This is a genomic window from Microbacterium sp. MRS-1 (assembly GCF_000585455.1).
In the GTDB taxonomy this organism is placed as follows: domain Bacteria; phylum Actinomycetota; class Actinomycetes; order Actinomycetales; family Microbacteriaceae; genus Microbacterium; species Microbacterium laevaniformans.
Map to the genome: position 1 here is coordinate 1 of NZ_JAUF01000015.1, position 22,294 is coordinate 22,294.

The following is a 22,294-nucleotide window of genomic DNA, read 5'->3' on the forward strand; positions in this document are numbered from 1 at the left end:
CCGATCGCCGCGCCCGTGCTACCGGATCACTACAACCGCGCTACCCGAAGCCCCGGCTAAACAGTCACCGCGCAGGTCCCATGCGGGCGAGCCGGGCGCGGCTTCCGGCAGGCACCGCTTGCAGGCCCGGTACCCCGCCTCGTGGGCCGCGGCCGACGTGGGATAGAACGTGACGTTGGCAGGCTTGGGCGTGCGCGCGGGACAGCTGGGACGGCAGTAGATGCCGGTCGAACGGACGGCCGTGACGAACTGACCGTCGAAGCGCACGTCACGGGCGTCGATGGCGCGGTAGCGCTCGTCGAACGTCATCGCGGCGGTGGCGTCGACGTGGGGCATGCGTCCAGCCTGACACGGCTGCGCGCCACCCGCTCGCGGAAATCGGACACGGCAGCGCGCGGCATCCACCCTGCCCCGTGGATGCCGCCGCGTCAGCCTGATCAGTGGAAGAAGTGACGCTCTCCCGTGAAGAACATCGTCACGCCCGCGGCGCGCGCCGCGTCGATGACCTCCTGATCGCGCACCGAGCCTCCCGGCTGCACGATGGTGCGGATGCCGGCGTCGATCAGCACCTGCGGGCCGTCGGCGAAGGGGAAGAACGCGTCGGATGCGGCCACCGAGCCCGCCGCGCGGTCTCCGGCGCGCTCGACGGCGAGGCGGCACGAGTCGACGCGGTTGACCTGCCCCATGCCGATGCCGACGGTCGCGAGCCCCTGAGCGAGCACGATCGCGTTGGACTTGACGGCGCGGCAGGCCTTCCACGCGAAGATGAGGTTCTCCATCTCCTCCGCGCTGTCGGGGCGCTCGCCGGAGACGAGCTCCCAGTCCTTCGCGACCGACTCGATGTCATCGGGGAAGCGGTCGGCATCCTGCAGCAGGAGCCCGCCGGACAGCAGACGCACGTCCATCGGCTCCTGCCGCCAGTCGGCGGGAAGGCGGAGCACGCGCAGATTCTTCTTCAGGGCGAAGACTTCCAGCGCCTCCGGCTCGAAGTCGGGGGCGACGATGACCTCGGTGAAGATGTCACGCAGGTTTTCGGCCATCTTCAGGGTGACCGTGCGGTTCGCGGCGATCACGCCGCCGAACGCCGAGACGGGGTCGCACTCGTGGGCGCGCAGATGCGCCGACGCGATGGGGTCGAGCGCGTTGGGCGCCGCGACCGCGATGCCGCAGGGGTTGGCGTGCTTGATGATCGCCACCGCCGGCTTGACCATGTCGAAAGCTGCGCGCAGGGCCGCGTCGGCGTCGACGTAGTTGTTGTACGACATCTCCTTGCCCTGGATCTGCTCGGCCTGGGCGATGCCGTGGGCGCCGGCGCGCGTGTAGATCGCGGCGCGCTGGTGCGAGTTCTCGCCGTAGCGGAGCGTGCTCAGCCGCTCGGCCTTGATCGTGAGGTGCTGGGGCAGGTCGCCCTCCGCCTCGAGGGTCTCCTGCGCGAACCAGGTGGCGACGGCACGGTCGTAGGCGGCGGTGTGCGCGAAGGCGCGCGCGGCGAGCTCGCGGCGCTGGGCGAGCGAGGTGCCCCCGGAGCCGAGCGCCTCGATGATCGCGGGGTAGGACTCGGGCGAGACCGCGATGGCGACGTTCGCGAAGTTCTTGGCCGAGGCGCGCACCATGGCCGGCCCGCCGATGTCGATCTGTTCCACGACCGCGTCTCCGACGGCACCGGAGGCGACGGTCTCGACGAACGGGTAGAGGTTCACCACGACGAGTTCGAAGGGCAGGATGCCGAGGGCATCCAGCTGCGTCTCGTGGTCTTCGAGCCGGAGGTCGGCCAGAAGGCCCGCGTGCACGCTGGGGTGCAGCGTCTTCACGCGCCCGCCCAGCGACTCGGGGAACCCGGTGATCTCGGCCACATCCTTGACGGCGAGGCCCGCGTCGCGCAGGAGCGCGGCGGACCCGCCGGTCGACACGATCTCGACGCCCGCGGCATCCAGGGCCTGAGCGAGCGGCAGCAGGTCGGTCTTGTCGCTCACCGAGACGAGCGCCCGGCGGACGGGCACGAGGTCACGGGATCGGTAGAGGGCGGGATCGACGGCAGGACCGGCCATGCGGGGCTCCAGTGTTCGAGGTGGATCGGTTCTTCAGGACGCAGGCGCGTCGGAGGCGACGGCGGACAGCTGGAGCTCTCCGGACGCGACTGCGCGGACGACATCGATGAGCAGGCGCCGTTCGACGGGCTTGATGCGCTCATGCAGGCTCTGCTCGGTGTCATCGGGCAGCACGGCGACGCGCTCCTGGGCCAGGACCGGCCCGGAGTCGACCCCGTTGTCGACGACGATGACACTCGCCCCGGTCTGGGTCACGCCGGCCGCGAGGGCGTCGCGGACGCCGTGGGCGCCGGGGAACTCGGGCAGGTAGGCGGGGTGAGTGTTGATGATGCGGGGCGCCCAGGCGTCGACGACCGACGCCGGAAGCAGCCGCATGAGACCGCTCAGCACCACGAGATCGGGGTTCCACACCCGCAGCTGGCGGTCGAGCTCCTCTCCCCACTGCTCGCGCGTCTCGAACTCGCGGAACGGCACGAGGAAGGTCGGGATGCCGAAGGCTTCGGCGTGGGCGAAGCCGTCCGCCTGGCGATCGGCGCCGACGACGACGATGCGTGCCGGGAATGCGGGGTCGGCGGCAGCCTCGAGGAGGGCTCGGAGATTGGAGCCGGTGCCCGAGATGAGTACGGCGACCGTCAGCACCCGGTCAGTCTACCGGCGCGCCGGCGGGGTCTCTGGTGCGCGCCGGGGAGAACAGCGCGATCGCGGCGCCGACGGCGAGCTCGACACCCACGCAGAACGCGAACGGACCGGCGGCGGGCCCGACGGTGCTGAGGCGTCCGGGCCCGACCGCGCCCGATGCGACAACGCCCAGCAGCGCCGCCGCGGCGGCTCCGAGCACGACGATCACACCGAAGACGAACAGGCGCACAGCCGTGGTCGACTCCCGCGGCGCGCCGAGCTCGTCAGCGGACGCGAGGCGGGTGCGGGCGGTCGCTCCGGCGACGAAGCCGACGGCGACGACCAGCAGGACGAGCGCGAACAGCCACGGCGAGGGGTTGTCGGGGATGAGGCCGAGAGACGGGATGCCGGGAAGGACCCCGAGAGTCGTCCCGGCGGGCGACACGGCAGTGCCGGCGCCGACCGCGAAGCCCGGCCCGGCGGCGAACGAGGCGCCCCACACGATGAGGGTCGGCAGGTAGACCAGCTGCCCGAGGGAGAGCACCGCGCCGCCGAGCACATCGACGTGCGCCGCCTCGAAGAGGGCGACGACCTGCCCTCCGCGCAGCACCGCGGCCACGGCGACGACGAGCGCACCGACGCCGACCAGCCCGGCGACGGCGGCAGCGAGACCCCGGGCTGCCGCCGAGACGGCACTCACCCACGGGTGACCCCGGCGTGCATCGACGCCGTCGATCCGGTCGCGGAGGCCATCGATGAGACCGTCGTCTCCGATCCGCCACGCTTCGACGACGGCGCCCGCCAGAGCGGGGACGGCGAAGACGAGAGTGGGCAGCAGGAGCGCCTGCCATCCGTAGACGGCGGCGACGGGAGTGCGCGATGTCGCCCAGAGCGCGGCGGCGATGAGCAGCGTCACGAGCGTGCCGGCCGCCACGCCCACGGCCCAGGCCCCGGAGCGGGCCGCGCGGGCGCCCGAACGTGCCGCGAACAGGGCCGTGAAGACGGCGAGCGCCAGCGGAGCCAGCGAGACGACGAACGACGCCGCCTGCGGCGCGATGCCGGCGGCGACGAGGTAGTCGTCCCCGAGCGTGATGTGCAGGGGGACGAACTGGCCGAGCTGCCAGATGCGCACGGCCGCGGGCCACAGCGCGCCCCAGTCGGCGGTGCCTCCCAGCGCCATCACCCAGAAGAGGGTGAGGGGCGCGAAGACCACGGCGACGCCGACGGCCGCCGCGATGAGGGCATCGACGGCGGCGAGGAGGAGGACGAGCAGGCGGTTCATGCGGGTTCGACCCTACCTACCCGGGTGATGAGCGGGCGCGGGGCGCGCGGGGCGCCGACGCCGCGGCATCCACTACGGTTCTGGATGGAGGATCCATGCCCGCTACACCCACGTCCACCACCCGTTCCGCCGACGCCCCGCTCGGGGCGCTCGACCGCTTCTTCGAGATCAGCCGTCGCGGCTCGACGATCGGGGGCGAGATCCGCGGCGGACTGGTCACCTTCGTCACGATGGCGTACATCGTGATCCTCAACCCGATCATCCTGTCGGGCAAGGCGGACATCGTCGGCAACGAGCTGGCGTTCTCCGCCGTGGGGGCGGCGACGGCGCTGACCGCCGGGGTCATGACGATCCTGTTCGGCCTGGTGACCCGGCTGCCGTTCGCCTTCGCGGCGGGACTCGGCATCAACGCGTTCCTCGCCTTCAGCGTCATCCACGAGGTCACCTGGCCCGAGGCGATGGCCCTCGTGATGATCAACGGCATCATCATCGTGCTGCTGGCGGCGACGGGGCTGCGCAAGCTCATCTTCGACGCCGTGCCGGTGCAGCTGAAGCTCGCCATCACCGTCGCGATCGGCCTCTTCATCGCCTTCATCGGGTTCGTCAACTCGGGCTTCGTGACCGCGACCGGATCGAACTCACCGCCGGTCGGCCTCGGCATCGGCGGCTCGGTCGCGTCGATCCCGACGCTCATGTTCGTCCTGACGCTGCTGGTGACCGGAGTGCTCGTCGCCCGCAAGGTGAAAGGCGGCATGCTGATCGGCCTCGTCGGCGGCACCGTCGTGTCGGTGATCGTGGAGGCCATCTGGCACCTCGGCTCGGCGACCGATCACCCGGGCGGATGGGGGCTCACGATCCCCGCGCTCACCGGCTCTCCGGTCAGCATCCCCGACCTGAGCCTGCTCGGCGCCGTCGACTTCGGCTTCGACATCGGCAAGGTCGGCATCGTCGCGCTGATCATGCTCGTGTTCACGCTCGTGTTCTCGAACTTCTTCGACGCGATGGGCACGATGACCGGTCTGGCGAAAGAGGCGGGGCTCGCCGACGAGAAGGGCGATTTCCCGCGCATCACGTCCGCCCTGGTCGTCGAGGGTGTCGGCGCCGTCGTGGGAGGGGCGACCTCGTCGTCCTCGGCCACGGTGTTCATCGAGTCGGGCTCGGGCATCGGCGAGGGCGCCCGCACGGGCCTCGCCAACGTGGTGACCGGTGTGGTGTTCCTGCTGGCGATGTTCTTCACGCCGCTCACCTCGATCGTTCCCACCGAGGTCGCCGCGGCGGCCCTCGTCATCGTCGGCGCGATGATGATGGCGCAGGTCAAGCACATCGACCTCAGCGACTTCAGCGTGCTGCTGCCGGTGTTCCTGACGGTCTCGGTCATGCCGATGACGTACTCGATCGCCAACGGCATCGGCACGGGCTTCATCAGCTGGGTGGTCGTGCGCTCGCTCTCCGGAAAGGCGCGGCAGATCAGCCCGCTGCTGTGGGTGGTGGCCGTCGGCTTCCTGATCTCCTTCGCCCGCGGCCCCATCCAGTCCCTGCTGGGAGCCTGCCCCGCGCCCCCCCCCGCGAGCCGCTACGTTCCGCGCGAGCCGCCACGCCCGTTCGTGGCGGCTCGGCGGATTCGTAGCGGCTCGGCACGGGGGCAGATGGAGAGAGGGGGTGGATGCCGCGGCATCCACCCCCTCTCTCGCGGCGAGCGTCAGAGCGTCAGAGCGTCTCGATGATCTCCCGCATGAGGGCAGCCGTCTCGGACGGCGTCTTGCCGACCTTGACACCGGCGGCCTCGAGGGCCTCCTTCTTGGCCTGCGCGGTGCCCGCCGAGCCGGACACGATGGCGCCGGCGTGGCCCATCGTCTTGCCCTCGGGTGCCGTGAAGCCCGCGACGTAGCCGACGACGGGCTTCGTGACGTTCGCCTTGATGAACTCGGCCGCACGCTCCTCGGCGTCGCCGCCGATCTCGCCGATCATCACGATCGCCTTGGTCTCGGGGTCGGCCTCGAACGCGGCGAGGGCGTCGATGTGCGTCGTCCCGATGATGGGGTCGCCGCCGATGCCGATGGCCGTCGAGAAGCCGAGGTCGCGCAGCTCGAACATCATCTGGTAGGTCAGGGTGCCCGACTTCGACACGAGGCCGATCGGTCCCTTGCCGGTGATGTTCGCGGGAGTGATGCCCACGAGCGCCTCACCGGGCGTGATGATGCCGGGGCAGTTCGGACCGATGATGCGGGTCTTGTTGCCCTTGCTCTTCGCGTACGCCCACGCCTCGGCCGTGTCGCCGACGGGGACGCCCTCGGTGATGACGACGAGGAGCGGGATCTCGGTGTCGATGGCCTCGACCATCGCGTCCTTCGTGAACGCCGGGGGCACGAACGCGATCGACACGTCGGCGCCGGTGGCGGCGATGGCCTCGGCGACCGAGGCGAAGACGGGCAGCTCGAGGGGGTTGCCGTCCTTGTCGACGTGCGACACGGTCGTGCCGGCCTTGCGCGCGTTGACGCCGCCGACGACGTTCGTTCCTGCCTTGAGCATCAGCGCGGTGTGCTTGGTGCCCTCGCCGCCGGTGATGCCCTGGACGATGACCTTGGAGTCCTTGTTGAGGTAGATCGACATAGTCCTAGTTCCTTGTTCCGATGCCGCGGCTCAGGCGTTCGCCAGCTCGGCGGCCTTGTCGGCGCCCTCGTCCATGCCGGCAGCGAGGGTGACGAGCGGGTTGTTGGCGGCGGCGAGGATGGCGCGGCCCTCTTCGACCTGGTTGCCATCGAGGCGGACCACGAGCGGCTTGGTGGCGGCGTCGCCGAGGATCTCGAGCGCTTTGACGATGCCCTCCGCAACGGCCACGCACGACGTGATGCCGCCGAAGACGTTGACGAACACCGACTTCACCTGCGGGTCGCCGAGGATGACGTCCAGGCCCGCGGCCATGACGGTCGCCGAGGCGCCGCCACCGATGTCGAGGAAGTTGGCGGGCTTGACGCCGCCGTGGTTCTCGCCGGCGTAGGCGACGACGTCGAGGGTCGACATGACCAGACCCGCACCGTTGCCGATGATGCCGACCTGGCCGTCGAGCTTGACGTAGTTCAGACCGGATGCCTTGGCCTTCGCCTCGAGCGGGTCGGCGGCATCCTTGTCCTCGAGCTCCTCATGCTCAGGGTGGCGCACCTCGGTGGCGTTGTCGTCGAGCGACACCTTGCCGTCGAGGGCGATGATGTTGCCCGCGGCATCCAGGATGAGGGGGTTGACCTCGACGAGGGTGGCGCCCTCACCGGTGTAGACGTTGTAGAGCTTGACGAACACATCGGCGACCTTGGGGGCCAGCTCGTCGTCGAAGCCACCGGCCTTGGCGATCTCGAGCGCCTTGGCGGCGTCGATGCCGGTCAGCGGGTCGACCTCGACCTTGGCCAGGGCCTCGGGCTTCTCGACGGCGAGCTGCTCGATCTCCATGCCGCCCTCGACCGAGCACAGGCTCAGGTACGAGCGGTTGGCGCGGTCCAGCAGCACCGAGAAGTAGAACTCCTTCTCGATCTGGGCGCCCGCGGCGACCATGACGCGCTTGACGACGTGCCCCTTGATGTCCAGGCCCAGGATGGCCTTCGCCGCCTCATAGGCGTCATCGGGGGTCTTGGCGACCTTGACGCCGCCGGCCTTGCCGCGGCCTCCGGTCTTGACCTGGGCTTTGACGACGACGACGCCGCCGAGCTTCTCGGCCGCCGCCTTCGCCTCCTCAGGAGTGTCGGCGATGATGCCGGGGAGCACCGGCACCTCGTACTTCTCGAACAGGTCTCGTGCCTGGTACTCGTACAGATCCACGTGCAATCCTTCGCTGGGCGTCAGTGGGTGTCGTGCCGAAGGGTTCTCGGTATCGGAACAAAAGTGCTCAAACAATCTCGATATCGAGAGATCGACCGATCCCCCAGCTTAGTAGACGCACCGCAACGGTCCGACCGTCGCCCGCCCCGCGCAGCGGCACGGGCGTCCGGGTCGCGTTAGGCTCACGGGCATGGCCGAAGCGTCTCCCACCTCCTCCCGCAACGCCGTCGTCGCCGCTGCGCTGGACCTCTTCGCCGCGCAGGGGTTCGAAGCGACCTCGGTGGAGCAGATCGCGCAGGCCGCCGGAGTCTCCCGGTCGACCTTCTTCCGTCAGTTCGGCGGCAAGGACGACGTCGTGTTCAGCGACCACGACGTGCTCCTCGCGCACCTGCGTCAGAAGCTGACGGCCGGCGGCGAGAGCGCCGGACAGAACCCGTGGGCCGCGGCGTGCGCGGCATCGGTCGACGTCTTCCGCCACTTCGCCGCCGAGCCCGAACTCGCCCGCCGCCGTTACGCGGTGGTGCGCCAGGTGCCGGCGCTGCGCGACCGCGAGATCGTAACCGTCTTCCAGTACGAGCGGCTCTTCGACGACTACCTGCGCTCCGCGCTCCCGGGCCTCGACTCGATCGACGCCGTGGCGTTCTCTGCCGCCGTGACCGCGGTGCACAACCACGTCCTGCGCCGCCTGCTGCGCGGCACCGAGGACATCCCCGAGTCGGTGCTGACCGACGCCTACGACGAGCTCATGCACCGCTTCGGCGTGCACCCGGACGGCGAGCAGGCGCAGAACGACGACGTCGTCGTGGCGACCTTCCCCCGTCGGATGCCGATGGCCGAGGTCGTGCGGCGCCTGCGCGACGAGCTCTGAGCGCGCGCTGCCCGACCGAACTGCAAGGGCTGCCGGACGGCACGCCGGGATCACGGCATCCGGTGCGGCGTGTCGCCCGGCGGGCCTTGCAGTTGCCGCGCGGGATGCCGAGGGCGGCGGCGGGCGCGCGGCGCTCGCTCAACGACCGGGGGCGCGGCGGCGGCCCGGCCGAACTGCAAGGGTTCGCGGACGGCACGCCGGGATCACGGCATCCCGCGCGGCGTGTCGCCCGACGGGCCTTGCAGTTGCGGCGCGGGATGCCGAGGGCGGCGGCGGCCCGGCAGGGCGGCGGTCCGCCCTCAGACCGTCTCCCCCGAGGCGACGGTCTCGGCGAGCGCGTGCACGCGCGGCAGGTGGTGCGCGCCGTAGAAGTCCGCCGCGGTCAGCCGCTGCGCGTCGGCCTCCTCCGGGGTGGCGTGGGCCGCGACCGCGACGACCGCCAGCGCGTGCATCCAACCGCCGGCAAGGACGCCGAGGAGCATCAGATAAGGCACGCTGACGGCGTGCGCATCCCGCGGCGCGTCGGCGAAGCCGATGAGATCGGCGGTTGCGCGACGCGCGGCATCCACGGCCCGCTCGAGGCGTGCGGCCGTGCGCGCCGCGACGTCGCCGCCCGCCGCGCGCAGTGCCGCGACGGTGCCGGTGATGTCGGCGAAGAGCGCCTCGGCGGTCGCCCCCTGGTTTCGGATGACCTTGCGTCCGATGAGGTCGTTGGACTGGATCGCGGTGGTGCCTTCGTAGATCGGCATGATGCGGGCGTCGCGGTAGTGCTGAGCCGCACCGGTCTCCTCGATGAAGCCCATGCCCCCGTGCACCTGGATGGCGTCGCTCGTCAGCGCCACGGCATCCTCCGTCGACCAGCCCTTCAGAATCGGCACGAAGAACTCGGCCATCGCGAGCACGGCGGCATCGTCGGTCTGCTCAGCCCGGTCGAACAGATCGGCGACGTAGACGCCCAGAGCGCGCATCGCGAAGACTTCGCTGCGCATCGACAGCAGCAGCCGGCGCACGTCGGGGTGCTCCGCGATCGGCGCGGTGCCCTCGCGGCCGAGGACGCGTCCCTGTACCCGATCGGCGGCATAGGCCGTGGCCTGCTGCAGCGCGCGGTCGGCGATGCCGGTCGCCTGGAACCCCATCGCGATGCGGGCGGAATTCATCATCACGAACATGCCGGCCAGTCCCCCGCCGACCTCGCCGACGAGGTACCCGGTGGCGTCCTCGTAGGAGAGCACGCAGGTGGGGCTGCCGTGGATGCCGAGCTTGTGCTCGACGGCGACGGTCGTGACGGCATTGCGATCGCCGAGCGAGCCGTCCGTGTTGACGAGGTACTTGGGCGCGACGAACAGTGACAGCCCCTTGGCCCCATCGGGGGCGCCGGGCGTGCGTGCGAGAACGAGGTGAACGATGTTCTCGGCGACGTCGTGATCGCCCCAGGTGATGAAGATCTTCTGCCCGCGGATCGCGTACGTGCCGTCCCCGCGGGGTGTGGCGATCGTGCGGATGGCGCCGAGGTCGGTGCCCGCCGCCGGCTCGGTGAGGTTCATCGTGCCCGTCCACTGGCCCGAGACCAGCTTCGTCAGGTACGTCTCGCGGATCTGATCGGATGCCGCGGCATCCAGCGCATGGATCTGTCCGGCGGTGAGCAGCCAGCACAGCGCGAACGCGGCGTTCGAGGCGTTCCAGATCTCGCCGAGGCCCGCTCGGATCGCCCCGGGAAGCCCGTCGCCGCCCGCGGAGGTCGGCGCCTCCGCGCTGATCCACCCCGCCTCCACGAACGCGGCGTAGGCCTCGGCGAAGCCGGCGGGCAAACGCACCTGGCCGTCGACGAGACGAGCGCCCTCGCGATCGCCGATGCTCTGCAGCGGCGCGAGGACGGACGCCGCGAACTCACCGGCTCCGGCGATCACATCCGCGCCGTCGGCGGCGGTGAGCTCGCCGCCGGTCGCGCGGGCGACGATGTCGAGACCGAACGCCTCGCCGAACAGGAAGGCGTAGTCGGCGGTGGGGGCCTGGTACTCAGCGGCCATGGGAACTCCTCGGATGCTCGCGGCGTCTCGGTGATCGATCCCGATGAAGAATGCGAATGAGACTGCGGACCATCATAAGTGATACTCAGTCTCATCGCGAGTCGTCGGATGCCCCCTGTCGCCCGCGTGCCCCCGCCGTCATGATGAGAGCCATGCCGTACGACATCCCCGCACCGATGCTGGCGAAGGCCGTCAGCGCCGTTCCCGACCCCGCCCGCACCCCCGGGGGCCTCGCGTTCGAGCCGAAATGGGACGGATTTCGCGCCCTGCTGTCGTGGGACGGCACCGACGTCGAGATCGGCTCGCGCGGGGCAAAGCCGCTCACCCGCTACTTCCCCGAACTCGTCGCCGCGTGCACCGCCCTGCTGCCCGAGCCGTGCCTGCTCGACGGGGAGATCGTGGTGGCGCTCGACGGATCCGACGGGCGTCGGCGGCTGTCATGGGAGGCGCTGTCACAGCGCATCCACCCCGCCGCCTCACGCATCGCCCTGCTGAGCAGGGAGACGCCCGCGATGTTCATCGCCTTCGACCTCCTCGCCCGCGGCGAGTGCGATCTCCAGCAGGAGCCGTTCTCGACGCGCCGCGCAGAACTCGAAGACCTCCTGCGGACGGTCCCCGCCCCGGTGCACGTGACGCGCACGACGGGTGACCACGACCTGGCGACGCAGTGGCTCGCCCGCTTCGAAGGCGCCGGGCTGGACGGGGTGATCGCCAAACCGCTCGCCCTGCCCTACGCGCCCGGAAAGCGGACGATGTTCAAGATCAAACACGCCCGCACGGCCGACGTCGTGCTGCTCGGCTACCGCGTGCACAAGAGCGGCCACGGTGTCGGCTCGCTGCTGCTGGGGCTGTACGACGAGAACGGCGATCTCCGCAACGTCGGCGGAGCGTCGGCCTTCAGCGATGTGCGCAGACGTGAGCTCGTCGACGAGCTGGCGCCTCTCGTCGTCACGGATGCCGAGGGCACCGCCATGACCGGACAGACCGACCGTTCGCGCTTCTCGGCGACGAAGGACACCTCGTTCGTCCGGCTGCGGCCGGAGCGCGTGCTCGAGGTGCGCTACGACCAGCTCGAGGGCGCACGCTTTCGCCACACGGTGCAGTTCGAGCGGTGGCGGCCCGACCGCGACCCGCGCTCGTGCACCTTCGCCCAGCTGGAACAGGTGCGCGCATACGACCTGGCGGACGTCCTGGACTGAAGCCGCGGCGCACGGATCCGACCCGCGCAGCACCGCACGGGCCGGATCCGGCTCTCCCGCCCACGCCCGCATCGGCGCCGGGTTCCGGCGGCCGGACATGCGATCCGTTGGTGCGGATGGTGAGGGGCGCTCTCCCCTCCTCCGTGATCCCGAGCCTACGGGCGCGCGAAGGACCGCTGATCGGTCGGCGACCGTGAATATCGGCATCCGTTGTTCCGGCTCGTGATCCTCGCCCTGCGGCGGCGCCGGTGCGAGGATCGGACCATGGTCCCCGCCCCGCCCGACGAGCCGTCCGCTGCGCCGTCCGAGCCCTTGGAACCCACGGTGACGCAGGAGCTCGCCCTCGAACCGGTGCAGTTCATCGCCCGCACGGACGCGGTGCTGCGCCTGGGATCGCTCATGCTGGGGGCGGGTGCCTCCTCCGCGCGGGTGCGCGACAGCATGGTGCGGGCCGCGGAAGCGGTGGGAATCGACGACGTGCACTGCCGCGTCGGCATGACCGACATCGTGCTCACCGCCGGGCGCGGTCAGATGTTCCGCACACGCGTGGCGGAAGTTCCTCGTCCGACCGTCGACGCCGACCGCATGACGGCCCTGAAACGTCTGACGGCGCGTCTGCAGCCGGGCACGACGCCGGCTCACCTGCAGGGCGAGCTGCGCGAGGTCGAGCGGATGCCGCGGCGCTACTCCGATCTGACGCGCGTGCTGGCGGCCGCGCTGGCGTGTGCGGCCTTCGCGCTGCTGAACAACGGTGGGTGGCAGGAGTTCGTCGCCGTCGGGATCGCGGCGGCGGCGGGCCAGTGGGTGCGGATGCTCATCCACCGCCTCCGCACGAACGAGTTCCTGCTCGTGTTCGCCTCGGCGATGACGGCGCTGCTCGTCTACCTCGCCGCCGCGCAGGTGTTCGTCGCCCTCGGCGTTCCCGGCGGACAGCACGACGCGGCACTGACCAGCGCCGTGCTCTATCTCGTTCCCGGCTTCCCGCTCGTGACCGGCGCCCTCGACCTCGCCCGCCTGGATCTCAACGCCGGCATCGCCCGGGTCACCTATGCCGTCCTGGTGCTGCTGGCCACCGGCACCGCCGTCTGGGGAGTCGCGACCGTCTTCGACGCGACCGTCACGCAGGTCGCCGCGCCCGAGTTCGCCGAGCCTCTCCTGTCGCTCGTCCGACTCGCCGCGGGCTTCGTCGGCGTGCTCGGCTTCGCCCTGCTGTTCGGCACGCCCTGGGCGATCGCGCTGACCGCATCGAGCCTGGGCGCCGTGGCGAACGTCGGGCGCCTGGCGCTCGTCGACGCCCACGTCAATCCCGCCGTCGCCGCCGCTGCCGCTGCCCTCGCCGTGGGCCTGGGCGCCTACCTGTTCGGCGATCGGCTGCGCGCCGCGCGCGTGACCCTGACCGTACCGGCCGTTCTCATCATGGTTCCGGGGGCAGCCGCGTACCGCTCGATCGCCGGTGTCATCGGCGGCGACACGGTGGCGGCGATCCAGAATGCGACGACCGCCCTGTTCGTCGTCGTTGCCCTCGCGATCGGCCTCACCGTGGCACGGGTGCTCACCGAGCGGGAGTGGTCGCTTCCGGCCCGGTGACCGGATCGGAGGCGACCGGTCGTCTACGGTCGAGGCATGGGACTGTTCCGTGACCGCACCGTCCGCATCGACCAGCACGGCACGGACGGCGTCCACGTGCGCGCCGTGGGCAGACCGTGGACCCTCTGGGCCGACGCCTTCGGCGCCCTCGCGATCCGGGCGGTGCAGATCATCGTGGTTGTGGCCCTCGCCGCGGGGATCATCTGGGGCATCCGCCAGCTGACCGTCGTGACGATCCCGCTCGTGATCGCGCTGATCCTGGCCTCGGCGTTCGCACCGCTCATGGCCTGGCTGCGCGGGCGCGGCATCCCCTCCTTCGTGGCGACGCTGATCACCCTGTTCGCGATCGCCCTCGTGCTCACCGCGGTGGGCTGGCTGATCGTCTGGGCGGTGCGCGACCAGTGGGACGAGCTGGCGACGCAGGCACAGGGCGGTTTCACCGATCTGATGGCCTGGGCGGGCACCCTGCCCTTCCAGATCGATCACGCCCAGATCGACGGGTGGCTGAAAGCCCTCACCGATTTCGTGACGAGCGCGCAGTTCGGCAGCGGCGCCCTCGCCGGCGTCAGCGCCGTGGCGAACTTCATCACCGGCCTCGTGCTGATGGTCGTGATGCTGTTCTTCTTTCTCAAGGACGGTCCGCAGATGTGGGCCTTCCTGCTGCGGCCGTTCCGCGGCGAGCCGTACCAGCGCGCGCTGCGGGTCGGCGACAAGACCGTGACGGTGCTCGGTTCGTACGTGCGCGGCACGGCGACCGTCGCCGCGGTCGATGCCGTCGGCATCCTGATCGGCCTGCTGATCCTGCAGGTGCCGCTGGCCCTGCCGCTGGCGGTGCTGGTGTTCCTGCTCGCGTTCATCCCGATCGTCGGTGCGACCCTCGCCGGCATCCTCGCTGCGCTGGTGGCCCTCGTGGCCAACGGCTGGGTCGTGGCCCTGCTCGTGGTGGGCGTGGTCGTGCTCGTCAATCAGCTGGAGGGCAACCTGCTGCAGCCCGTGCTGATGGGACGCTCGATGCAACTGCACGCCTTCGTGATCCTCATCGCTCTGACCGCGGGCACCGTGCTGGGCGGCATCGTCGGGGCCGTGCTCGCCGTGCCGATCACCGCGGTCGTGTGGGGGATCGTTCAGGTGTGGGACGGCCCGCACACCCCGGCGCGGTGGGCGCGCCCGCATCGCCGCGAGGCGATCGCCCGCACCGACTGACCCGCGGCGGCGTCAGGGGATCCAGACGACGACGCCGTTCTGTCCGCTGAGCAGCGCCGCAACGCCTGCCGCCACGGCGTCGCGGCAGCGCTCGGGCGTGAAGCTCGCCGGGTCGTGGTGGGCGGCCTGACCGAGATCCTCGCCGCGGAAGCCGGCCCCGGCCCAGTCGACGGCGAGCACATTCGGGTCGGTCGAGGTGACTCGCGGTGACGATCGCGAGGGGATCCACGAGGCCGTCGCCGGCGGACATGATGACATCGGCGTGCATGTCGATGGCCTGGGTGATCGAGGGAATGCCCCGGCCCCGGCCCTCACCTCACGCAGGTCGGCACCCACCTCGCGTGCCCAGATGCGCACCGCGTCGGTCATCGTCTCGGTCGACGACTCCTCGCCCATCGTCAGCAGGACGACCCGCAGTCCCGCCGCCGGGCGCGCGCCGGCCCACGAGCCCGGACTCGGGGTCATCGTCGCCGCCGGCGCCAGCGGAGTCGCCGGAAGGAAGCCGGCATCCGCGGCGGCGATCAGGGTGGGCGCAGGGTGGGCGCAGCGTGGGAGGCGGGAGGGCGCCGTATGCGATTCAGTGCCGTGCGGCGCGGCGGCGAAGAAGGGCCCCCGCGCCGAGCAGGGCAGCAGCAGCGGCGGTGAACACGAGCGCTCCGGTGAGCTGGTCTCCCGTCGGAGCAAGCCGACCGTCGAGCGCACTCCCATCGACGGGGCGTGCGTTCGAGAGCCCCGGAACGGCGGAGGGGTGGGGACGGGGACTCGCGGGTCCGCGCTCGTGCGGCGGGACGACGACCTGGATGACCACCTGCGAGGTTGCCTGCGGCCCGGCCGAGGAGCCGTCGTCGGGCGCGGTCGCGGAGGCGGCTTCGGCGACGCCGACGGGGCCGAGAGCCGTCGCGGCAGTGAGGCACACACCAGCGGCGACGCGTGCGAAGGTCCTCGTGCCCATGCCGATGCTCTCCTGTCCGTCACCCGGCCGGCGACGAGTGCCGAGCCTCAGAGGCGCCGGTGACGGAGGGGATGCCGTCAGGCGACCGCGCGGTGAACCCGCTCAGTCCTTCTTCGCCCGACTGGGTTGGACGCGCGGCGGCTCCCCCGGCATCTTGGGGAACTCGGGCGGGAACGGCAGCTCGCCCAGGCCCGCCTCGAGGTCGCGTCGCCACCACTCGAGCAGCACATCGATGCGACCGGGGTTCTCCTGCAGACCCTCCCACGGATCACCCACCGCGGCGAGTCGTGGCGGCACCGTGCGCACGGTGAACGCGGCGGGGTCGACGCCGTCGGCCAGCTCCGCCCACGTGATGGGCGTCGCGACGGTCGCCGACGGCAGGGCGCGCGGGCTGTAGGCACCGGCCATGGTGCGGTCGCGGTTGGCCTGGTTGAAGTCGACGAAGATGCGCCGTCCGCGCTCCTCCTTCCACCAGTCGACCGTCACGGCATCCGGCATCCGTCGCGCGAGCTCTCGCCCGGCCGCGATGACGGCGTGGCGGACGTCGAGGAACTCGTGCGTCGGCTCGATGGGGCAGAACACATGGATGCCGCGATTGCCGCTGGTCTTCAGCCACGGTTCGAGCCCGGCCTCGCGCAGCACCTCGCGCAGCACGGGTGCGACGGCGGCGGCATCCGCGAAATCGGTGCCGGGCTGCGGGTCGAGGTCGATGCGCAGTTCGACGGGATTGTCGGTGTCGGCGGCGAGCGAGGCCCACGGGTGGAACACGACGGTGTTCATCTGCACTGCCCAGACGATGGCCGCGGCCTCGTCGAGCACCACCTGAGGGTGACGGCGCCCGCTGTTGTAGGTGCACATCACCTCGTGGACGTAGTCGGGGGCACCGCGTGGCGGGTTCTTGGAGAAGAAGCGCTCGCCGTCGACGGTGTCGGGGAAGCGCTCGAGCGAGACGGGGCGGTGGCCGTTGGCCCGCAGGAACGGCTCGGCCGCGGCGATCACGTACTCGGCGAGCTCCTGCTTCGTGATGCCGAGCTCCGGCCAGATCACGCGGTGCGGGCTGGACAGCGAGACGTCCCGCCCGGCGACGTCGAGGGTGATGCGCTCCGAGGCCATGCCCCGACCCTACGGGCCGGGCGCCGGTCGCGACAGGGGGCGATCCCGCGCTCGCGCGGATCGCCACAGATTCGGTGGCCGGCAACGGATGCGGATTCGGATGCCGCGCGGCATCCGAATCCGCTGCATTCATCCGAATCTGCGGGGCCTGCGGCGCGTGTCCGTCCGCGAGTATCAGTCCGCGCGTCAGCCGGCGAGCGCCATGACACCGGCCAGCGCGTCGCGGTCGAGCTCGATCCAGGGGCCGCCCGGGTCGACGACGACGCCGGTGAGGCCCGGCTCGGATGCCAGGGCGCGGCCGAGCTGCTCGGGCTGCACCGGCAGGGGGCTGTCGCCACGGCCGAGAGCCACGACCTCCAACGGGTGCGAGAACACCTCCATGCGGCGCTGACCGTCGGGGGTGCGCGCCTCGGCGAGGCCCATGCGCCCCTCGGCGTCGCTGTTGCCGGCCACCCAGACGGGAAGGCGCGAGAGGGCGTCAGCGACGCGTGCGGCCGTGCTCTCATCGCGCGGCGCCGACAGCAGCGTCTTGATCTCGAACGTGGGCTCGCTCTCCTCGACGGCGCGGGCGATGAGCTCCGTGGGCAGGATGACGCGGGCGCCGACGGTGGCGTGGTCGAGGTAGATGCCGTCGTATCCCCCGGCCACCGCGTTGCGCAGCACCTCGATGGCGGGCTGCCCGATGACCGAGGTGGCCGCCCCGCCTTCGGAGTCGACGCTGGCCTGCAGTGCGGCGCCGCCGCTGAAGGCGAGGAGGAAACGCCTTCCCTCCACGGAGGCGATCGCGAGGTTGATCTGCTGGCCCGCAGCGATCAGCGCCTGAACGTCGCCCTGCGCCCGCAGGAACAGCTGCCCCTGCAGCGCCTGGCGCATCACGTTCATGATCTCTGTGTTCTGCGGCTCCGCCGACAGGCCCGCCAAGGCGCCTTGCAGCAGCGCGTTGTCGACCAGACCGGGCACGATCTCGCGCGGAGCCGGTGCGGTCGCCGCGGGGCGCGTCGGCGCTGCGGGCGCCGGAGCCGTCGGGTCGGCGCCGAAGGTGGAGACCGAGATGCCGACCTGCGGCACCCCCTCGGCCGCAACGGATGCCGCGTCGGCGGATTCGTCGGTCTCCACAACGGTGTCGACGGACTCGACCTCGGATGCCGGGGTGCCGTCGCCCCTGTCGGAACGGTCGCGCCGCGAGAAGAGTGCCATGGGGTCGAGCCTAGCTGGGACCGCCACCGGCCCGCGGCGGGGCGGCATCCGCCTCACGCGCTCCCTTCCGTCTCGCGCTACCGAAACACGCATCGCGCGTGCCGGATTCGACAGCGCGAACCGCCGGACTACAGCTTCTCGATCGGGGCGATCTTGATCAGGAGCTTCTTCTGCCCGGCGCGGTCGAAACGCACGTGGGCCACGCGCTTCGCGCCTTCGCCCGTCACCTGATCGACGCGGCCTTCCCCGAAGTCCTCGTGGCGGATGCGATCACCGGGCGCCAGCTCCATCTCGCCGTTGTCGCGCACCTTCGCGGGGATGCGGTTGGCGAACTTCGCGAGGTCGCCCGCGGGCTTGTCCCGCCGGGGCAGCGGGACGAGATCGTCGCCGTAGCGCGAGCCGCCCGATGCGCCCGCACCACCGAAGCCGCCAGGTCTCCGTCCGTTGAGCGCTCGCGATCCACCCTGACCACGCGCGTTGATGTCTCCCGGCGACTGGCGCCAGTCGATGAGCTCGTGGGGGATCTCCTGCAGGAAGCGTGAGGGCATCGCGACCGAGACCTCACCGAACTGGGCGCGGGTCATGGCGAGCGAGAGGTGCAGGCGCTTGCGGGCGCGCGTGAGCGCGACGTAGAACAGGCGGCGTTCCTCTTGCGGGCCGCCCGGCTCTCCCGCGGAGATGCGATGCGGGATGAGGTCCTCTTCGACACCGGTGACGAACACGGCGTCGTACTCGAGGCCCTTCGCGGTGTGCATCGTCATCAGCGATACCGAGCCCGAGGCGTCGGCGAGGTCATCGGCATCCGAGACCAACGCCACCTCGGTGAGGAAGTCGAGGATCGTGCCGTCGGGGTTGTTGCGGGCGAACTCGCGGGTGACGGCCACGAGCTCGTCGAGGTTCTCGACGCGCGCCTCGTCCTGCGGGTCCTTCGACATGCGCAGGGCGTCGAGATAGCCGCTCTTGTTGAGGAGCAGGGTGAGGCCTTCGGCGACGGACGTCGACGGCGGCGCCTCGCCCGTCGCGGGCAGCATGATGGCCGTCGCCTCGGCGAGCACGGCGTCGAGCTGGGCGATCGCGGCCTGGATCTTGGGGCCGACTCCCAGCGCCGACGCGTTGGCGAGCGCATCGCGGAAGGTGATGTCCTGGTCGGCGGCGTAACGGGCGATCGAGGTCTCCGTGACGTCGCCGATGCCGCGACGGGGCTTGTTCAGGATGCGGCGGACGCTCAGCTCGTCGGCGGGGTTCGCGACGGCGATGAGGTAGGCCATCGCGTCTTTGATCTCGGCGCGCTCGTAGAACTTCGTGCCGCCCATGATTTTGTACGGCACGGCGGCGCGGATGAAGATCTCCTCCAGCGCGCGGGACTGCGAGTTCGTGCGGTAGAACACCGCCATCTCGCCGTAGGGCAGTCCGGCCCGATGGAGCGCCTCGACCTCGTCGGCGACGAACTGGGCCTCGTCGTGCTGGGAGTAGCCGGTGAAGCCGACGATCTTGTCTCCCGCGCCGACGTCGGTCCAGAGCTTCTTGTCCTTGCGGTCGAAGTTGTTGCTGATGACGGCGTTGGCCGCCGTCAGGATGTTCTGGGTCGAGCGGTAGTTCTGCTCGAGCAGCACGACCTTCGCACCCGGGTAGTCGCGCTCGAACTCGGTGATGTTGCGGATGTCCGCGCCGCGGAACGCGTAGATCGACTGGTCGGAGTCGCCGACGACGGTCAGCGACGCTCCGTCGGTCTCGTCGAGCAGAGCACCGACGTCTTCGATGGGCCGCGTGAGTTCATGGATCAGCGCGTACTGTGCGTGGTTGGTGTCCTGATACTCGTCGACGAGGATGTGGCGGAAGCGTCGGCGGTAGGTGTCGGCGACGTGCGGGAACGCACGGAAGAGATAGACGGTCTGCGCGATGAGGTCGTCGAAGTCGAACGCGTTCGCGCGCTGAAGCGAACGCTGATAGTCGGCGAAGATCTCTGCGAACAGGCGCTCGGCGGGGTCGCTCATGTTGGCCGTGCGCGCGAACGACTCGGCATCCGCAAGTTCGTTCTTCAGCTTCGAGATGCGCCCCTGGACGGATGCCGGGGTCAACCCGAACGCGTCGGCCTCGTACTGCTTGACGAGTCGCTTGATGAGGGCGCGCGAGTCGCCGGAGTCGTAGATCGTGAAGCTCTTGGTGAAGCCGAACTGGTCGGCCTCACGGCGCAGGATGCGCACGCATGCCGAGTGGAACGTCGAGATCCACATGCCCTGCGCGGTGTCGCCGATGAGCTGCTGCACGCGTTCGCGCATCTCGCCGGCGGCCTTGTTGGTGAAGGTGATCGCGAGGATCTGACTCGGCCACGCCTCGCGTGCGCGCAGCAGCGATGCGATGCGGCGCGTGAGCACGCTCGTCTTTCCCGAACCCGCACCGGCGACGATCAGCAGCGCCTGTCCGCGATAGGTCACCGCTTCTCGCTGCTGCGGGTTGAGACCGACCAGGAGGTCCTCGTCGGCCCGGCCTCCCGAGCCGCGCGCGGCGTCCGTGGGCATGCCGACGATGACGGGCTTGATCGGGTCGCTCATAACCCGTCAAGTCTAGGTCGCGGCTCTGACGCCGCCGACGGGATGCCGCGGCGACCCGGCGTCGCGCGTAGCCCCGCGCGGCCGGGAGAATGGACGCATGCGCACGATCCTGAACATCGTCTGGATCATCTTCGCCGGATTCTGGTTGTTCGTCGGCTACGTGGTCGCCGGTGTCGTGCTGTGCATCCCGATCATCACGATCCCCTGGGCGATCGCCTCGTTCCGCACCGCCGGCTACGTCATCTGGCCGTTCGGGCGCACGATCGTGCCGAAGCCGACGGCGGGCGTGGGCTCGTTCCTCGGCAACGTCGTCTGGGTGATCCTCGCCGGGTGGTGGCTCGCGCTCGGGCACCTGGTCAGCGGCATCGCGCTGTGCATCACGATCATCGGCATCCCGATGGCGATCGCGGACTTCAAGATGATCCCGATCTCTCTCGTGCCCCTCGGCAAGGAGATCGTCTCCACGCGCCAGGGCGCGTTCGATCGGACGCTGTGACCCCGACGATCGCCCGTGTCACGCGCGGACACATATCGCAACCACAGGTCACACACCTATTCCCGGCGGTCGCGGCGGGTTAGCGTGGGGGCGTCCCCTCACCGGGGCATCGCGGCGATCCGGGCGGACCCGGGCACCGGCTCATAACCGGGTGCGTTGCGGGTTCGACTCCCGCCGTCGCGTCTGTTCGCGAAAGGCCCCGATCCCAATTGTTTCAAGGGATCGTGGCCGCTGTGCTCCTCTTCGGTGACGACCGTCCGGACACCAGATGGACACACCTTGACCAGGACGCCCAGTTTCGCGTGCTCATCGCGTGGATCAATCTTCCGATTTTCCTGTAATCATGGTTACATGTAATCCCGTAACGGTGATCGCAGGAATACCTGGAAACCGAGGAGAGCGATGAAGGGCAACGAGCTGGTCTGGCGTGCACTCGCCGATCGCGCTCTCGAAGGGCAGCGGACCTGGCGGAACGTCGCCGACCTCGCCTACGAAGCCGGGGTGCCGAGCACGACCGCGTATCTTGCTCTCGAGCGACTTGAGAGCAATGGGACGATTGATCGGTACAGCCGTGGCGGGCTCGCGGTCGTCAGCATCGACAAGCTGCTGACGATGCTGTGCGCGTGGCGCAACCTCGAGCGCGACACCCTCGCGTGGACGACTCGAGAAAGCATCGCCCCCCTCCTCGACGGCAACGGGGGTCTCTACGCCCTCGGCGGCGCCGACGCAGCGACCGCGATCCTGAACGGCCGAGCCGTGGCGGACTTCAGCGAGCACATCGTGTACCTCCCCGCATCCGTGAATCTCACCACCCTGCCCGCCGGCAAGGAGGTACGCGTGCTGTCGATGGACAAGCGTGCGGCGAAGACCTGGAACGGGTTCTCGAGTCTGGCTCAGACGTATGCCGATCTCTTCGCGACACCCGGGTGGCAGGCATCCGAGTTTCGGAACGCCCTGCGCGACAGCTTCGTGCGGGCACGCGAATGGGACCAGGAAGGTGACGGACGATGACCATTCTCGGAGCAGACGACGAGGGACGACTGCGCGCGCTTCTCGACTCGCTCGGATACGACCTCGAGCCCTCGATCCTCATCGGCGGGTGGGCGACGAACGCCCGCGTCGGCGGCGAGATCAGCCACGACATCGACCTGATCATCACCGACCAGAGTCTGCGACAGCGGCTCCCGGAACGCCTCACTGAGTACAGCGAGAACCACCTCCACAGTGGCGGGCGTAAGGCGCGCGGCAACGCCGATGGCGTCCACGTCGACGCGTACTTCCCTGTCGCGCGTCAGACTTTGTGGCAGGACCATTGATTGAGTCCTGAGCGGAGAGTTCGACATGG

19 protein-coding genes, 1 tRNA gene and 1 pseudogene are annotated in these 22,294 nt (G+C 70.4%); 9 read left to right on the plus strand and 12 right to left on the minus strand.

The features are described from left to right. Positions 1–63: 63 nt before the first annotated feature. From AS96_RS04015 to AS96_RS04030, 4 genes and pseudogenes are all read right to left on the minus strand, one after another. A pseudogene (locus tag AS96_RS04015) lies at positions 64–336 on the minus strand (Ada metal-binding domain-containing protein); the annotation flags it as partial. 101 nt (positions 337–437) lie between these two features. Next, a complete protein-coding gene (gene purH, locus AS96_RS04020; RefSeq protein WP_036285929.1) occupies positions 438–2,048 on the minus strand; it encodes a bifunctional phosphoribosylaminoimidazolecarboxamide formyltransferase/IMP cyclohydrolase in 1,611 nt (536 codons plus the stop codon). A gap of 33 nt (positions 2,049–2,081) precedes the next feature. Further along, a complete protein-coding gene (purN, locus tag AS96_RS04025; RefSeq protein ID WP_036285931.1) occupies positions 2,082–2,687 on the minus strand; it encodes a phosphoribosylglycinamide formyltransferase in 606 nt (201 codons plus the stop codon). A gap of 4 nt (positions 2,688–2,691) precedes the next feature. Further along, positions 2,692–3,948: a cell division protein PerM gene (locus AS96_RS04030; protein ID WP_036285933.1), complete on the minus strand. Its 1,257-nt coding sequence runs from the start codon at positions 3,946–3,948 to the stop codon at positions 2,692–2,694. A 95-nt stretch (positions 3,949–4,043) separates the two neighbouring features. Here AS96_RS04030 and AS96_RS04035 point away from each other — a divergent pair, with 95 nt between their 5' ends. Continuing rightward, complete coding sequence (locus AS96_RS04035; protein ID WP_231477093.1) at positions 4,044–5,672, plus strand: NCS2 family permease; 1,629 nt, start codon at positions 4,044–4,046, stop codon at positions 5,670–5,672. On the opposite strand, the gene sucD is transcribed toward AS96_RS04035, so the two are convergent. Both sucD and sucC read right to left on the minus strand, forming a co-directional pair. After that, complete coding sequence (gene sucD, locus AS96_RS04040; protein WP_036285935.1) at positions 5,656–6,558, minus strand: succinate--CoA ligase subunit alpha; 903 nt, start codon at positions 6,556–6,558, stop codon at positions 5,656–5,658. The genes AS96_RS04035 and sucD overlap by 17 nt on opposite strands. 30 nt (positions 6,559–6,588) lie before the next feature. Further along, positions 6,589–7,755 carry an ADP-forming succinate--CoA ligase subunit beta gene (gene sucC, locus AS96_RS04045; protein WP_036285937.1) on the minus strand — a complete coding sequence of 389 codons (1,167 nt, stop codon included), beginning with the start codon at positions 7,753–7,755 and terminating at the stop codon, positions 6,589–6,591. 190 nt (positions 7,756–7,945) lie between these two features. Here sucC and AS96_RS04050 point away from each other — a divergent pair, with 190 nt between their 5' ends. After that, a complete protein-coding gene (locus AS96_RS04050) occupies positions 7,946–8,623 on the plus strand; it encodes a TetR/AcrR family transcriptional regulator (RefSeq protein WP_036285939.1) in 678 nt (225 codons plus the stop codon). 299 nt (positions 8,624–8,922) lie between these two features. On the opposite strand, the gene AS96_RS04055 is transcribed toward AS96_RS04050, so the two are convergent. Then, on the minus strand, positions 8,923–10,650 hold the full coding sequence (locus tag AS96_RS04055) for an acyl-CoA dehydrogenase (RefSeq protein ID WP_036285941.1): 1,728 nt from the start codon (positions 10,648–10,650) through the stop codon (positions 8,923–8,925). Between the two features lie 152 nt (positions 10,651–10,802). Between AS96_RS04055 and AS96_RS04060 the strand changes: the two genes are divergently transcribed. The 3 genes from AS96_RS04060 to AS96_RS04070 all read left to right on the plus strand — a co-directional run bounded on the left by AS96_RS04060 (position 10,803) and on the right by AS96_RS04070 (position 14,639). After that, positions 10,803–11,849 carry an ATP-dependent DNA ligase gene (locus AS96_RS04060; RefSeq protein WP_036285961.1) on the plus strand — a complete coding sequence of 349 codons (1,047 nt, stop codon included), beginning with the start codon at positions 10,803–10,805 and terminating at the stop codon, positions 11,847–11,849. Positions 11,850–12,113: 264 nt separating this feature from the next. After that, entirely contained in the window at positions 12,114–13,436 is a 1,323-nt protein-coding gene (locus AS96_RS04065) for a threonine/serine ThrE exporter family protein (RefSeq protein ID WP_036285943.1), read from the plus strand. A gap of 36 nt (positions 13,437–13,472) precedes the next feature. Then, positions 13,473–14,639 (plus strand): AI-2E family transporter, encoded by a 1,167-nt coding sequence (locus AS96_RS04070; RefSeq protein WP_036285946.1) that lies wholly within the window; start codon positions 13,473–13,475, stop codon positions 14,637–14,639. A 12-nt stretch (positions 14,640–14,651) separates the two neighbouring features. On the opposite strand, the gene AS96_RS04075 is transcribed toward AS96_RS04070, so the two are convergent. From AS96_RS04075 to AS96_RS04090, 5 genes are all read right to left on the minus strand, one after another. Beyond that, positions 14,652–15,104, minus strand: a complete 453-nt coding sequence (locus AS96_RS04075) for a hypothetical protein (RefSeq protein ID WP_051498739.1) — start codon at positions 15,102–15,104, stop codon at positions 14,652–14,654. A 112-nt stretch (positions 15,105–15,216) separates the two neighbouring features. Continuing rightward, positions 15,217–15,591 (minus strand): hypothetical protein, encoded by a 375-nt coding sequence (locus AS96_RS14640; protein ID WP_051498740.1) that lies wholly within the window; start codon positions 15,589–15,591, stop codon positions 15,217–15,219. Positions 15,592–15,693: 102 nt separating this feature from the next. Continuing rightward, positions 15,694–16,704, minus strand: coding sequence for a non-homologous end-joining DNA ligase (gene ligD, locus AS96_RS04080; RefSeq protein WP_036285948.1), 1,011 nt, complete (start codon positions 16,702–16,704; stop codon positions 15,694–15,696). A 186-nt stretch (positions 16,705–16,890) separates the two neighbouring features. Continuing rightward, positions 16,891–17,901 carry an SseB family protein gene (locus AS96_RS04085; RefSeq protein WP_036285950.1) on the minus strand — a complete coding sequence of 337 codons (1,011 nt, stop codon included), beginning with the start codon at positions 17,899–17,901 and terminating at the stop codon, positions 16,891–16,893. 128 nt (positions 17,902–18,029) lie between these two features. Then, a complete protein-coding gene (locus tag AS96_RS04090) occupies positions 18,030–20,453 on the minus strand; it encodes an ATP-dependent helicase (protein WP_036285952.1) in 2,424 nt (807 codons plus the stop codon). Between the two features lie 97 nt (positions 20,454–20,550). Between AS96_RS04090 and AS96_RS04095 the strand changes: the two genes are divergently transcribed. The 4 genes from AS96_RS04095 to AS96_RS04105 all read left to right on the plus strand — a co-directional run bounded on the left by AS96_RS04095 (position 20,551) and on the right by AS96_RS04105 (position 22,265). Continuing rightward, a complete protein-coding gene (locus AS96_RS04095; RefSeq protein WP_036285955.1) occupies positions 20,551–20,949 on the plus strand; it encodes a YccF domain-containing protein in 399 nt (132 codons plus the stop codon). Positions 20,950–21,059: 110 nt separating this feature from the next. Continuing rightward, positions 21,060–21,132 (plus strand) — tRNA-Met (locus AS96_RS15215). 219 nt (positions 21,133–21,351) lie between these two features. Then, entirely contained in the window at positions 21,352–21,960 is a 609-nt protein-coding gene (locus tag AS96_RS04100) for a hypothetical protein (protein WP_036285957.1), read from the plus strand. Next, positions 21,957–22,265, plus strand: coding sequence for a hypothetical protein (locus tag AS96_RS04105; RefSeq protein WP_231477095.1), 309 nt, complete (start codon positions 21,957–21,959; stop codon positions 22,263–22,265). Before AS96_RS04100 ends, AS96_RS04105 begins: the two co-directional genes overlap by 4 nt. Positions 22,266–22,294: the final 29 nt, after the last annotated feature.

What these genes read in the sequence shown, in the direction of transcription:
- AS96_RS04030 (WP_036285933.1), bottom strand. Translation starts at nt 3,948, where the DNA reads ATGAACCGCCTGCTCGTCCTCCTCCTCGCCGCCGTCGATGCCCTCATC.
- AS96_RS04095 (WP_036285955.1), top strand. Translation starts at nt 20,551, where the DNA reads ATGCGCACGATCCTGAACATCGTCTGGATCATCTTCGCCGGATTCTGG.
- ligD (WP_036285948.1), bottom strand. Translation starts at nt 16,704, where the DNA reads ATGGCCTCGGAGCGCATCACCCTCGACGTCGCCGGGCGGGACGTCTCG.
- AS96_RS04075 (WP_051498739.1), bottom strand. Translation starts at nt 15,104, where the DNA reads ATGACCCCGAGTCCGGGCTCGTGGGCCGGCGCGCGCCCGGCGGCGGGA.
- sucD (WP_036285935.1), bottom strand. Translation starts at nt 6,558, where the DNA reads ATGTCGATCTACCTCAACAAGGACTCCAAGGTCATCGTCCAGGGCATC.
- AS96_RS04090 (WP_036285952.1), bottom strand. Translation starts at nt 20,453, where the DNA reads ATGAGCGACCCGATCAAGCCCGTCATCGTCGGCATGCCCACGGACGCC.
- AS96_RS04065 (WP_036285943.1), top strand. Translation starts at nt 12,114, where the DNA reads ATGGTCCCCGCCCCGCCCGACGAGCCGTCCGCTGCGCCGTCCGAGCCC.
- AS96_RS04070 (WP_036285946.1), top strand. Translation starts at nt 13,473, where the DNA reads ATGGGACTGTTCCGTGACCGCACCGTCCGCATCGACCAGCACGGCACG.
- purH (WP_036285929.1), bottom strand. Translation starts at nt 2,048, where the DNA reads ATGGCCGGTCCTGCCGTCGATCCCGCCCTCTACCGATCCCGTGACCTC.
- AS96_RS04105 (WP_231477095.1), top strand. Translation starts at nt 21,957, where the DNA reads ATGACCATTCTCGGAGCAGACGACGAGGGACGACTGCGCGCGCTTCTC.
- AS96_RS04035 (WP_231477093.1), top strand. Translation starts at nt 4,044, where the DNA reads ATGCCCGCTACACCCACGTCCACCACCCGTTCCGCCGACGCCCCGCTC.
- AS96_RS14640 (WP_051498740.1), bottom strand. Translation starts at nt 15,591, where the DNA reads ATGGGCACGAGGACCTTCGCACGCGTCGCCGCTGGTGTGTGCCTCACT.
- AS96_RS04055 (WP_036285941.1), bottom strand. Translation starts at nt 10,650, where the DNA reads ATGGCCGCTGAGTACCAGGCCCCCACCGCCGACTACGCCTTCCTGTTC.
- AS96_RS04100 (WP_036285957.1), top strand. Translation starts at nt 21,352, where the DNA reads ATGAAGGGCAACGAGCTGGTCTGGCGTGCACTCGCCGATCGCGCTCTC.
- AS96_RS04060 (WP_036285961.1), top strand. Translation starts at nt 10,803, where the DNA reads ATGCCGTACGACATCCCCGCACCGATGCTGGCGAAGGCCGTCAGCGCC.
- AS96_RS04050 (WP_036285939.1), top strand. Translation starts at nt 7,946, where the DNA reads ATGGCCGAAGCGTCTCCCACCTCCTCCCGCAACGCCGTCGTCGCCGCT.
- AS96_RS04085 (WP_036285950.1), bottom strand. Translation starts at nt 17,901, where the DNA reads ATGGCACTCTTCTCGCGGCGCGACCGTTCCGACAGGGGCGACGGCACC.